Below are 12,679 nucleotides of genomic sequence, written 5' to 3'. Positions count from 1 at the left end.
CATGCGGATCGTCTATGACCGCAACGAACTTCGCCTGCAGGTTGATGCCGGGGACCCGCTGCACCCCGAGGCACTGGACACTTGGCGCGAAGCCAGCGCGCTAAACCAAACATGCATCGACGCGCTGCCGACCGACGAGGCCGAGGCCATGTGCCTGTTGTTGGCAGAAACCGCTACGCATGCCTTGATCGCCGGCCGCGACGACCAAGTTCTTGCCGATTTCCGAAAAGTGGAGCGAAGAATTCGCGACGCGGACGAAAACCTACGCAGCAGAATCATCAACGACGTTCTTGCAATATTTTTAATATGCCTCGCATGCGGATCGGTTGCTGGTATTACTTGGGAATTGGTTAAGCCGTACTATCCATGGAATTTATTGCCAAGTGGGTTAAACCTTGCTGCCAACGATATTCTTTTTGTCCTAGGTTGGACGGGCTTCACCTTGGTCGGCTTCAGCATCGGCTGGTTATTCCTAATGGCTGGCATGGTGCGCTTTCAGGACAGAGTGGATGTTTTGAAACGGGCATCCTCCCTCCGGCAACGCACAGCACATGTAACATTTAATGCTTCGGTTTGCCTGATCATCGTGATCATCCTGGTCTTTTTTGATGGCTTCGATCTAATCGGCGAGAAATGGTCAATCCTGCTGGAATCGGCACCTTGGGCGATTCTGCTCGGTCTTGCTGCAGGCGTCGCTGAGCCGGCACTGTTTGAGCGGTTACGCGGCTTTCTCAAGCTCTCCTGAGGATGCGCAGAACTCTAGTCGCCCTCGGCTCAGCATAGGACGACCGATTGGAACAATGTACTCATCTTGCGCTCATCCGTGCACTTGGGTTTCCCTTCAACTGCCGCCTTGCACCGAAGCAGATATTCATTGTTGCGCATCAGGAAGAAGATTCTGCCCTCCGCACGTGACTTCAACGGGGATGTACATACCAACCGTACGGTTCGGCTTCCTGACCCAAGCGTAGCCGCGTCGGAAAATCCGAGAAAATAAACCGCACTCCTTTGTGAATTCTCATCAGAAACGACAGTCGCGTATCCCGATTGCGACCAATGCACCCGATATTCCCGGCTTTCCAACGTGCATAGGTCCGCTCAAATACTCCCAGAGTCCCGCTTGGTGCTCACTTCGTATCCAGGGAATATGGTCACCTCAGTGAAAGTTCCGGGACCTCACTCTCAAACGGACCCGCCCCTTCCGGGGATACTGCGCTACGTGCGATTCATCCACGGTTCCGCCAGCCCTGTCGCTATCCTGCTCGTGCCTGCAACGGGGCAGTTGCTCCAGCAGGTCGGAGTGATTCTCTACACTGCGCGCGATCAGATGCACCACCTCACCTTCTCTCTGGATCGCTCCGCGCACGCACAGCAGGCTCGCCGAGAGAATGCAGGCCCGTTCGCGCTTCAGCAGGTCGGGCCAGACGACGCAGTTCACGGTGCCTGTTTCATCCTCCAGCGTCACGAAGACCACCCCCCTGGCCGAGCCCGGGCGCTGGCGCACAAGGACCAGGCCGGCCGTCTCGGCCCGTGCGCCGTCGCGCAGGGCCAGCACCTCCGAACAGCAGCTGACCTGCCTCTTCCGCAGGTCATCACGCAGGAAGGCCAGCGGATGCGCCCGGAGACTCAGCCCCAGCTGAAGGTAATCCTGGACCACCGCGTCGCCGGCGGTCATGGGCCTGAGGGCGACGGCCGGCTCCTCCGCGTCTGCTGATCGCGAGTCCCCGCGTTCATCCGCCGCAGCAAAGAGCGGCAGGGGCGTATCACCCAGGGCCCTGATGGCCCAGAGCGCCTCGCGGCGCTCCAGCCCGAATGCAGGCAAGAAGGCATCGGCCCGGGCCAACGTCTCGAGGCTGGTCATCGGCAAGCGCGTGCGCCGGCGCAGGTCCTCGACAGAGACGAAGGGCCGCTCGCCACGCGCCGCCACCAGCTCCGCCGCCCCGGCATTCCCGAGGCCTTTCACCAGCCTGAAGCCCAGGCGCACGGCGAAACGACTTTGTCCCGGGACCGGCTCCAGGGTGCAGTCCCAGCGCGAGGCGTTGATACAGACCGGACGCACCTCGACGCCGTGTTCGCAGGCATCGCGCACGATCTGCGCCGGGGCGTAGAATCCCATGGGCTGGGCATTGAGCAGTGCGGCACAGAAGACGTCCGGGTGCCAGCACTTGAGCCAGGAACTGGCATAGGCGATGAGCGCGAAGGACGCCGCATGGCTCTCCGGGAAACCATAGCTGCCGAAGCCCTCCAATTGCTTGAAGGTCCGCTCGGCGTAGTCCCGGCCGTAGCCATTGGCCACCATGCCCTCAATCAGCTTCTCCTCCAGGTGGACGACCCCGCCGGTGTGCTTGAAGGTGGCCATGCCCTTGCGCAGCTGGTCGGCCTCGGCCGGCGTGAAGCCCGCGCATTCGATGGCCACCCGCATGGCCTGCTCCTGGAACAGGGGCACGCCCAGGGTCTTACCCAGCACGCGTTTCAGAGCCGGTGTGGGATAGCTGACGGGCTCCAGCCCCTCACGTAGCTGCAGATAAGGGTGCACCATGTCGCCCTGGATCGGCCCCGGGCGCACGATGGCGACTTCGATGACCAGGTCATAGAAAGTGCGCGGCTTGAGCCGCGGCAACATGTTCATCTGCGCGCGGCTCTCGATCTGGAAGACCCCGACGGTATCGGCCCGGCGGATCATGGCGTAGGTGGCCGGATCCTCCTGCGGGATGCTCGCCAGACTTAGATCGACCCCCTTGTGATCGGCCAGCAGGTCGAAGGCGCGCTTCATGCAGGAGAGCATGCCCAGCGCCAGGCAATCCACCTTCATGAAGCCCAGTACGGCGATATCCTCCTTGTCCCACTCGATCACCTGGCGCAGCTCCATGGCCGCCGGCTCGACGGGCACCAGCTCGTCCAGGCGCTCCCGGGTCAGCACGAAGCCCCCCGGATGCTGGCTCAGATGCCGCGGGGTTCCCATCAGTTGGCCGGCCAGCTCGAGGGTGAGGCGCACCCGGCGATCCATGCCGCCGGTTCCCTCCGGGGCCGCCGGCTCGGAAAGGCTACCGTCATCCTGGATCTGCTCAGCCAGCCTCTCGATGAGATCGACCGGCAGGCCAAGCGCCTTGCCCACATCTCTCAATGCACCTTTGGCGCGATAGCGGATGACCGTGGCACAGAGCGCGGCGCGTTCGCGTCCGTAGGTCTCGTAGACCCACTGGATCACCTCCTCGCGGCGCTGGTGCTCGAAATCCACGTCGATGTCCGGCGGCTCGCGCCGAGCCTCGGAGACGAAACGCTCGAACAGTAGGTCGTGCTTCTCGGGATCGATCGCCGTGATACCGAGCAGGTAACAGACGACCGAGTTCGCCGCGGAGCCCCGCCCCTGGCAGAGGATGCCCCGGGATCGCGCAAAGCGCACGATGGCGTTCACCGTCAGGAAATAGGGCGCGTAGTCGAGCCTACCGATGAGCGCCAGTTCGTGCTCCAGACTCGCCTGCACTTTCTCCGGCACGCCATCGGGGTAGCGATCGGCGGCGGCCTCCCGGCTCAGGCGCTCCAAGGCCTGCTGGGGGGTCTCGTCCCTGTATTCGCGCTCGTCTGGATACTGATAGGCCAGTTCATCCAGGCTGAAGCGGCAGCGGTCAGCGATCTCCAGCCCGCGTGCCAGTGCCTCCGGATAGCGGGCGTAGAGCCGGTGCATCTCGGCCGGGGCCTTCAGGTGACGGTCGGCGCAGCGCTCCCGGCGGTAACCCAGATCGTCGATGGTGCAGCCGTGACGCACGCAGGTCATCACGTCCTGCAGTGGGCGCCGGTCGGGGGTGTGGTAGAGCACGTCCCCGGTCACCACCGTGGCCACGCCCGCCCGGGCGGCCAGGTTGGAGAGCTCGTGCAGCCGCAGTTGGTCGTCCGGACGCCGGCGCAGGGTGAGTGCCAGATAGGCCCGGTCGGCGAAGACCGCGCGTAGCCGGGCCAATTGTGCGGCGCAGTCTGCGTCGGGCTCATCGGGCAGGAGGATACCGATCAGGCCCGCGCAGTCGGCTGCCAGGTCGGCCCATGCCAGGTGACATTCGCCCTTGCCGGCGCGCTGCTTGCCCAGTGTCAGCAGCCGACAGAGCCGCCCGTAGCCCACACGGTCCATGGGGTAGACCAGGATCGAGGGCCCGTCGGTCAGGTCCAGGCGGCAGCCGGCCACCAGCCGCACACCGGTGTCCCGCGCCGCCACATGGGCCCGCACGAGGCCGGCCAGGCTGTTGCGGTCGACCAGGCCCAGGGCCTCGATGCCAAGCTCCGCGGCACGGCTGAAGAGCTCTTCGCAGGACGAAGCCCCGTGCAGGAAGCTGAAGTGGCTGGTTACCTGCAGCTAGGCGTAACGCGGGGTGTCGGTCATCCGAAGAACCCTTGCAGGAACCAGCGATGCGTGCCGCTCGCCCCGTCGACACTGTCGCTTGAGCGGAAGATCCAGTACCTGCCACCCGAGTCATCCTCGACCCGGAAGTAGTCCCGCACGGCCCGGGTCTCCGCATCGCGCTTCCACCACTCGCCGTGGATGCGCTCCGGCCCGTCGGCAGCCACCACGCGGTGACGGCTTCCGCGCCAGACGAAAGCCGCCGGCGGATAGTCGGGCAGCAGGGCCAGGGCATCGATGGGCTCGGGGCGCCGGAGCAGCCGCACGGGGCGCGGCCAGCGGGCCGGCCAGTCCGTCCCGTCGGGTGCGGCCAGGGGATCCACCCGGCGGACCGAGCGCTCCGGCACGTCGCTTTCCACCGGCGCCTGGCGATAGAGACGGGTCGCACCGATGCGGTTGGTCAGGCGGTCGACCAGATCAACGGGATCGGCCGCCTGCGCCGCGCCCAGCTCGTTCAGCCTCTGGGCTGGTTGCAATGCCTCGGCCCGGGCGGCGCGCAGGACCAGGGTTTCGATGCCGAAGCCCGGGTCGATCGTCTCGATGCGATCACACAGCAGATCCGCCAGGCGATCGGGGGCACGGGACGGGCGGGCGAGGCGCACCATGACGGCCTGATCCTGGCGGTCGACGCGCCGGCAGATCAGGTCCAGCCGGCGCACCCCCTGCCCTTGCCTTTCCAGCTTGCGGCAGAGGTCCCGTGCCAGGTCGCCCAGGAAACGCGCGATGGTCTCGGCCGCGGCGATTGGCTCGGCGAAGACCTGCTCGACCTCGAGGACCCCGGCCGGGCGCAGGGGGGTGAGGGGCTCGTAGCGATCTCCCAGGGCCTCATCCAGGCGCTGCAGCAGCTGCGGGCCGAACCGCCGAGCCAGCGGCGCGCGCGGCTGGTCCAACAGGTCGCCGATCCGCTCGAAACCGAGTGTCTCCAGCCGGTCGACCTGGTCCGGGTCAAGACGCAGGGCCGCCAGCGGCAAGGGCGCGAGCGCCCCGCGGTGGTCGCCGGGCGCCACCCGGGTGCAGGGATCACCGCCATACCGTGCCAGCGCATGCGCGGCCCCCGGCGTGTCGGCCAGCGCCATGCGGGCGGCAACACTGGCCCCCGCCAGGCGATCGCGCAGGGCCTGCAGCATGGCGAGCTCGCCGCCGTGGAGATGGTCCGCGCCCGTGGTGTCGACCAGCAGGCCGTCCGGCGGATCCGGCGCGACAAGGGGGGCATAATGGCGATAGACCCAGTCGGCCAGGCGCCGCAAGCCTCGGGCATCTTCTTCCGGGGTGCCGGGCCGTGTCTCCAGCTCGGGCACCAGGCTGCGCGCCAGGCTGAGCGCCTGGCCGGCCCGCAGGCCGCGGCGCCGGGCCGGCACATCCGCGTCCAGCAGCGCCCGGCCCGTTGTATCCAGCAGCGCCAACGGCCGGTCAGGAGGCAAGCTCCCGTCGGCCTTCCGCGCCCGATCCGTCGGCCAGGCCGGCAGGTAGATCGAGACGACCCGTCGCATCGCATGCCTCCAGTGTCAGTTCCGTACCCGTGCCGCCGCGCACCCGCAGCAGCTCGACCCGCCAGCGCGCCCGCCCCACGCCGGGCACCGGCAGGGGTACCGAGGGACAGGCGGCGATGCGCCAGCGGGTGGTCGCCGCCGACGGCGGCCCCTGCCCTGCCGCCCCCGACGGCCGTGGGGTGCGGTGCAGGGCCAGCGCCAGGGTGTCCCGACCCTCGGCGGCCAGCTGCAGCCGGCGCGAGGCCTTCATGGAGAGCTTTGGCACCTCTCCCACCACGGCGCCCAGGCCGCCGTGCCGCAGGCCCTCCTCCAGGCAGTTCAGTAGGGCGGCCTCGTCGGGTGCCTCCACATGAATGACGCGCTCCGGCGCCAGGCCGGCCTGGGCCAGGGCGGGGGCGAAAAGATCAGGCTGGCGCAGGCACCAGAGCACCGGTCCCCGGGTGCGCGCGGCAATGCCGGCGGTGAAGAGCGTGGCCGCAGCCTCGTCGGGCGGGCCCCTTTCGCCGCCCAGCACCTCGTGCAGGGCGCCCAGCGCCAGCCCGCCCCCGGGCAACTGCGCGTCCAGCGCCGGCACCTCGAAAGGCAGGACGGCGCCGCTGCAGCGCTGTCCCGGCTCCAGGTGCCGGATCTCCGCGCGCAGGCGCGCTATGGTGGATGTCCCGGACACGGCCCTCGCTCGCTCCCATGATCGTAGATGAATGTTCTTTATTTGTTCTTATTTGCCTGGGAAGAGTCAAGACGGGAGTCGAAGGACACTCGATCCGGCAACGGGGATGGGGCTAGACTGGACGCAATCGGGTCCATCGTCGCGAGGGAAACGCCACCATGTGCGGCCGCTTTACACAGCATTTCACATGGAAGGAGCTTGTCGAGCTCTACAACCTCACGCGTCTCGACAACGCCCCCAACCTGCAGCCGCGCTCGGACATCCGGCCGACCACCGACATCGTGATCGTCCGCGAGAAGGACGAAGATCGGGAGGCCGCAACGGTGCGCTGGTGGCTAGTTCCGCCCTGGGCGAAGGAGCTTTCCCAGAAGTACGCCATGTTCAACGCGCGCGCGGAGACGTTGACCCAGCGCAAGGCCTTTGCCGGGCCTTTCAAGAAACGGCGCTGCTTAATCCCAGCGAGCGGCTTCTACGAGTGGAAGGACGAGGGTGGCCCGCGCAAGACACGCTACTACATCACCTCGAAATCAGGGCAGCCACTGACCTTTGCCGGCCTGTGGGAGCACAACCCGCATCTGGAGCTGGACAGCTGCACCATCATTGTTACCGAGCCCAATGCGCTGATGGCCGAAATCCATGATCGGATGCCGGTGATCTTGCCTCCGGAAGCACATGATGTCTGGCTGACTGAACCGCGGGAGGACCTGCTCCAGCCCGCACCCGATGGGGACCTCATCGCTTATCCTGTTGCCCCCGATATCCAGGACGATGATACCGTATCGCGCCTGCAACCGCCAAAAGGGCAGGCATCATAACGTACTGATGGCCCTTGCCCCTCCTGCGCACAAGCGCAAACATCAACCAACGATTCCAGTAACACCTGGATGATTTTTAAGGAGTCACGTCACCGGCAACATACAGACAACGATTGCCGGACCGAATGGCATGCCTTTAATTTCTGTCGTTCAGGTGAAAAGGGGATATATGGAACAGGAAAGCCACTTGCTGACACTTCCGACGCAGACTCATTCACGTTATACTACATTGCTCACCAACAATGGGGTGCAGTTAACCCTACGCGCCCAGGACATCCATGACAGCGGCCATATCTTCGGAGGGGTCTGTGCCGAGAATGGCATTGAGCACCGCCTGACCCGGATAGGTCATCCCTGGACGAACGGACAGGTAGAGCGCATGAACCGCACTATCAAGGAAGTCACCGCCAGCTGAGTGACCATTTCGAGGACTCCTTGAAAGCCTACAACTTTGCACGAAGGCTGAAGACACTGGGCGGTCTCAGGCCGTCCGAATTCATCTGCAAACCTACGACGTCACAGCCACAAAGATTCAAACTGAACCCGATGCACCACGGGCCGGGACTGAACATCTAAACAAAATGTCATCCGGGAAAACCAGTACACTTCATATCTTCAGCCTCCAAGGCATCACTCAACCCATCGCAGCTGTTGGATCTCCAGGCGAGCGGCAATATCTTCCACCATCATGCGCGTTCTAAGATTTGGAAATTGATCAGCGGCATGGAAAAGGACCGCGCCATGGGGAGAGGCTTCTGAGATCCAATAAGCGCGTTCATAGACCGCTAGAAGTGTAGGTTTCCAGTAGGAAGCAAGGCTCCAACACACTACCCTTCCGTCGGTGAGACGGCAACCATTGGGCTTGATAAAGCTCTCGAAGCATACCGCGTCTTCGGGGATGCCAAGTATCCGGAAGGCGGCGCGTGGATCGGCCATCCGCTCGCGCGTATAGCTCTTCAGAAGAGTGTCTTTAATGTATACTCGGACTTTGCGCGGATCCATGAAGGCACCGAGCCGTCCGCCGATGTTCGGATCCTCGGTCCATTGGCTGTATTGTCGAGACTTTTCGGCATCGGATAAGCGGGTCCACTCAAGCTGATCAGCGTCTGCCCAGAGACGTTGCCGAACTTCCTCCCTTATGTCGTTGAAAATGGTCATTCGACACTTCCGGGCTGTGGCGCTTCTGGGTAATCCAGGCGTGGCAGCTCAAGGGTTGGGTCGCCCTCCCGCAGCATCAGGTCGGCCTGGTCCTTCATCCATTCGAGCATGAAGCTTCCAGCCGACTGGTCGCTAAAATTAATGACGTGGTCGCCGAGGGGCAGTTCCTCGGTTGGTCCTTCGGCCGCCTTTTCGAGCTCGATAACCTCGGCAATGCGCCGAATATCCGTCACGAAGTCCAATACTATGACTTTGTCCTTGTTCGGGCTTGTGCGTAGTCCACGGCCGATTTGCTGAACGAAAATCCGCCTCGAGTGGGTGGACCTCATGAAGACGATAAGGTCCACGTCGGGAACATCCACTCCTTCATTGAAGAGATCCACACTCGTGATGATGTCAATCTGCCCCTTTCTGAAGGACGCCATTAACTTGTCCCGCTCACGGGGCTTAAGCTGAGCGGAAATGGGCTGGGCACTAAGACCAAAGGCGCGGATCGTCGCAGCGAAGGATTCGGCGTGCTCAACCGTCGAGCAGAACACAATGCCACTACGCCGACCTTCATTACGGAAGGTCTCGTATATGTGCTTGGCCGCCTCCTCATCGCGTGTCGGTATGATTAGCTTCTTGTTTAGGTGCGAGATGGAATAATTGTAATAGGAACGCTTTTGGACGAGTTCCCATCGGATGTTGTCAGCCATCAGCCGATAATCCGTCTCGCAGAGGAAGTGATTCTTAAGACCGTCCGCGATGCCGTACTGAACAAGTGGATGTCCGAGAACCGTGTCCAACTCGTAGCCGTCTCCTCTCCACGGCGTTGCTGTTACCCCTCCGAGCATCGGGGGATCCAACTCGTCGATCGCTTTCAAAAACGTTGGCGACCCGATGTGATGCGCCTCGTCGACGAGAACGAGGCCAAATGAAGGAAGGCTCTCGATTTGTCCAGCCACTGACTGCACCGTGGCGAATGTAATACCATCCCAAAAGGCCGGTCGCTCCTCACTCGTGAGGGCGTGCGTCGGCACCCATTTTGGAAGCTGAGCCCAGAAGCCCTGCTGAAGCTGCCGGATCAGCTCGCGCTTATCTGCGAGGACTAAGACGCGATTGCCTGGAATGGCGGAATCGCGGAACAGATCCGCCACCACTTCCGCCATCACGATCGTCTTACCCAAACCTGTTGCGAGGATTATCTGACCGCGCCCGGTATCGGTCAGACCTTCGCGGAATTTCTCGGAGGCATCTTGTTGATAGGGATACAGCTCTTTTCTGGCCTTTGGATATTCCCCGACCTTAGCCAGTAGCCCTTTCAGCTGAGACGGGTCGAGGGTTTCAACTTTAACACCAACCTTGTGATAGCGCTTAATCTCCTCGCGAAACGACGCACCTGGTGGCCGCGACATAGCCACAACCATCCGGTCTGCCTCGTAGTATCGCCCAGCTTCGACGACCTCTGAAACTGCCGCCTTTGGTGGAGAGGAAGTGGTGGTATGCTTGCACTGCACCACCCAGATCTGGCCGTTCTTAACTCCAAGGATGTCAGCACCGCGGTCGTTCGCTCCACCCACGACTCGTACGTCGTGAAACCCGGCGCAAATCAGGAGCCTCGCGACATCGCGTTCAAAGGCTTGCCAGGGCCCATAAAGAAGCCTCCGATCATCCAGGAACGGAACCATCACTGTACCTCGGCGTCAGGCCACAGAAGCCTGAGGGACATCAGGCTTCGCACCAGTTCCTCCCGGCGGATATCGCTAAAATCGTTACCCTCTTGTCTCGCGAGCCAGATGACGTCCCGCAGCAGGGCCTTGTATCGCTCACGCGTGGCTTCCCGAGCCGAATTCGTGATGCTGGCGTCCCCGTAGTCCAAGGTCTCGTATGCGTCGTCCCAAACCTTCCCGTCGAAACAATATTCTGGGTAACTGTCAATTATGCTCTCGAGGGTCTCGTAGGGAGCGTATTCCAGGAACGAGCCATCATTCGTCACCTGGTCGGGCTGAACCTTCCGAGCTGCTAGGTTTCGCATAAGTTTCTGCTTCTCGTCGCTCGATATCTCGTTGAACAGCCGACTGCGCTCATCCTCCGGACAATTTTGGGCGAAGCCCCGAGCAAACAAGGAGAGCATTTCAGCGGATTGAAGTTGCATTTCCTTCGGGTTCAGATTGCTGTCACCACCATAGGTTTCTCGAAGTTCGGTGAGCGTTGCGGGCAGCGTGTAGCGGTTATTCGTAAAGTCTACCGTCTGTATCGCCAGCTGCAGTAAGAGCGCGTCGAGCGGCGTGAGCGTAAGCGATCTAAAGGCTTTGTGCTCCTGGTAATAAAGAAAGTGGTAGGTTCGAGTCGCCGGATCACCCATAACGAGCGTCCAAGGCGCCTCCCAGGGCAACTCTGGATCCAGCGAGTCGACAGTGAAGGCTTTTACGGTCCACTGCACCCCCGACGAAGCATGAATGTATTTGCGCGAAAGGCTTGGAACCTCGGTGCGAGGCTTGGCTTGGGGTACCTCTTCTTCGCCTGACTGCTCGGGCGCCGGTTGCTCGTCCTCACCAGAATCGTCGAGGATTCCCTCGGGAAAGTCGGGGTCGTCCGTCTCTCCATTATCTCCTCGCTGCTCTCCCTTACCCTTTTGCCGGGCATCATACAGCTGCCGCCGGTCTTCCTCCTCGATAAGCTCCCACCACTTGGCGTCGTCCTGGTAATCAGGGTGGCCATCGTGGAAATAGCGTGCCATCTCCTTGGCCCGCTCATTGTCTTTGACCACCATGATGCGCTGCCAAGCGCCCGCGACCTTGGACTGTGGGCTGGTTCTCCGGAAAGCTTTGAAAAGCTTGAAGAGAGGCGAGTCATTCGGCCCATATCCGAGGCTCTTGGCCTTTTCGGGGCGAAGCGGTCCATCTCCCCGTATTAGCCGCACCATCTCGTTCCATGACTGGTCGGCGCGGTCGAACCGATCCTTAGCGTAACTGACGCGGCAGTGGTCGATGTGGATCTCCCCGACTAAACGTCCACGTCCACGTTGGTCGTCAATGGGATACTCCGATTCCTCGCCTTCTTCGCCTTGCCAAACGAAAAGATCCTTGTTGTTGATCTCGATCTTCCGACCATTGCGGATAAGGTCAAAACCGAATTCCGTCTTGTCTAAGTAACGCTGGATTCCGATCCATCCGTGGACCCGCCGTCTACGATGGGTCAGCTTTTCGTGGGATGAACAAATGGGGCAGACCTTCTCTTCGGACTCGTCCAGCGAGACCCAATTCATGCAATTGATGCAGTAGGGGCGGTCAGTCAGAGTATGATCAAAATGAATGACGGCTGGAACTTCACCCACATCGGGAAGTGTCACCGATCGATTCTCATCCCACACACAATGGCTGTACGGGTGGATGATCTTGTTGCTCACAAAGAGCTTGAAGGTGATTGGTACGCCGTTCCGGCGAAGCATCGACGAATAGACTTGCGACAAACGCTTTCGCAGCTGTGAGTGATTTGTGGATTTTGCCAGCCACGTTCGTTGCTCGGGTTTGAGATGCTTCACCATGACAACAGTGCCGTGTTGCTTGGGCTCTTGTTTGGGATGCCGCAGATGAGCCGTTCGGAAATGCCGTTGCTTGCGGAGTTTTTGAAAGTCGATTTCCAGGCCATGCCATTCCGACTCGCCGTTGGTCGTGGTCCATACCTGCGTGACTGTGCCGAGCCTGGCAGTAGCGATATTGAAGCCCATGCCGAACAATCCGAGATTGTCGATCGGGTTATTTCCGGACCAGCCCGCACTCACCGCACGCTGCAATGTTTCTGGGGTCATGCCTGGGCCGTTGTCGCGAATCTGGATCACGGCGTCCGACTTATCCGCCTTGGGCAAGTCTACGTAAACTTCCGGCGTCTCGACAGTTTCACCCTCTCGCGCGGAATTCAAAAATCCGTCTATCGAATTGTCGACAAGCTCCGCGATACATCTCCAGTGATCGAGGTTAATCTCCCCCAGCATGGGAAGGATTCTTGGATCGGGCTGAAGATCAAACTCATCGGCTACTTTGACATCATCTACCATGGTTGAGATTCTTCCTTTAACGCTTCGCGCTTCAACCCACACGTGACCTTGAACGACACCCGTTTGTTTGATCGCCTAAGTTCCGTATTATAGAGACCTTGACGCGTCCGTCCATGCGTC

9 protein-coding genes are annotated in these 12,679 nt (G+C 61.7%); 3 read left to right on the top strand and 6 right to left on the bottom strand.

Annotated features, from left to right (window positions below; all coding sequences use genetic code 11):
• Window position 1 precedes the first annotated feature (1 nt).
• A complete protein-coding gene (locus BP38_RS0106455) occupies window positions 2–745 on the top strand; it encodes a hypothetical protein (RefSeq protein ID WP_026987056.1) in 744 nt (247 codons plus the stop codon).
• A 411-nt stretch (window positions 746–1,156) separates the two neighbouring features.
• Here BP38_RS0106455 and BP38_RS19390 read toward each other — a convergent pair whose 3' ends face one another.
• From BP38_RS19390 to BP38_RS0106440, 3 genes are read right to left on the bottom strand one after another with little or no spacing between them, the layout of a single operon-like run.
• Window positions 1,157–4,345 (bottom strand): error-prone DNA polymerase, encoded by a 3,189-nt coding sequence (locus BP38_RS19390; RefSeq protein WP_245602361.1) that lies wholly within the window; start codon window positions 4,343–4,345, stop codon window positions 1,157–1,159.
• A 23-nt stretch (window positions 4,346–4,368) separates the two neighbouring features.
• Complete coding sequence (locus BP38_RS0106445; RefSeq protein WP_026987055.1) at window positions 4,369–5,880, bottom strand: Y-family DNA polymerase; 1,512 nt, start codon at window positions 5,878–5,880, stop codon at window positions 4,369–4,371.
• A complete protein-coding gene (locus BP38_RS0106440; RefSeq protein WP_026987054.1) occupies window positions 5,801–6,547 on the bottom strand; it encodes an ImuA family protein in 747 nt (248 codons plus the stop codon). Before BP38_RS0106440 ends, BP38_RS0106445 begins: the two co-directional genes overlap by 80 nt.
• Window positions 6,548–6,705: 158 nt before the next feature.
• Between BP38_RS0106440 and BP38_RS0106435 the strand changes: the two genes are divergently transcribed.
• Together BP38_RS0106435 and BP38_RS23375 are read left to right on the top strand one after the other, a co-directional pair.
• Entirely contained in the window at window positions 6,706–7,362 is a 657-nt protein-coding gene (locus tag BP38_RS0106435) for an SOS response-associated peptidase (RefSeq protein WP_026987053.1), read from the top strand.
• A gap of 187 nt (window positions 7,363–7,549) precedes the next feature.
• On the top strand, window positions 7,550–7,777 hold the full coding sequence (locus BP38_RS23375) for an integrase core domain-containing protein (RefSeq protein WP_155992249.1): 228 nt from the start codon (window positions 7,550–7,552) through the stop codon (window positions 7,775–7,777).
• 215 nt (window positions 7,778–7,992) lie between these two features.
• Here BP38_RS23375 and BP38_RS0106425 read toward each other — a convergent pair whose 3' ends face one another.
• From BP38_RS0106425 to BP38_RS0106415, 3 genes are read right to left on the bottom strand one after another with little or no spacing between them, the layout of a single operon-like run.
• Window positions 7,993–8,520 (bottom strand): hypothetical protein, encoded by a 528-nt coding sequence (locus BP38_RS0106425; protein WP_026987052.1) that lies wholly within the window; start codon window positions 8,518–8,520, stop codon window positions 7,993–7,995.
• On the bottom strand, window positions 8,517–10,190 hold the full coding sequence (locus tag BP38_RS0106420) for a DEAD/DEAH box helicase family protein (protein ID WP_026987051.1): 1,674 nt from the start codon (window positions 10,188–10,190) through the stop codon (window positions 8,517–8,519). The genes BP38_RS0106425 and BP38_RS0106420 overlap by 4 nt, the downstream gene beginning before the upstream one ends.
• Window positions 10,190–12,559 (bottom strand): ATP-binding protein, encoded by a 2,370-nt coding sequence (locus tag BP38_RS0106415; RefSeq protein ID WP_026987050.1) that lies wholly within the window; start codon window positions 12,557–12,559, stop codon window positions 10,190–10,192. The genes BP38_RS0106420 and BP38_RS0106415 overlap by 1 nt, the downstream gene beginning before the upstream one ends.
• Window positions 12,560–12,679 lie beyond the last annotated feature (120 nt).

Source organism: Fodinicurvata fenggangensis DSM 21160 (assembly GCF_000686045.1).
Lineage (GTDB): Bacteria > Pseudomonadota > Alphaproteobacteria > Kiloniellales > DSM-21159 > Fodinicurvata > Fodinicurvata fenggangensis.
This window is presented reverse-complemented; position numbering and strand designations above follow the sequence as displayed.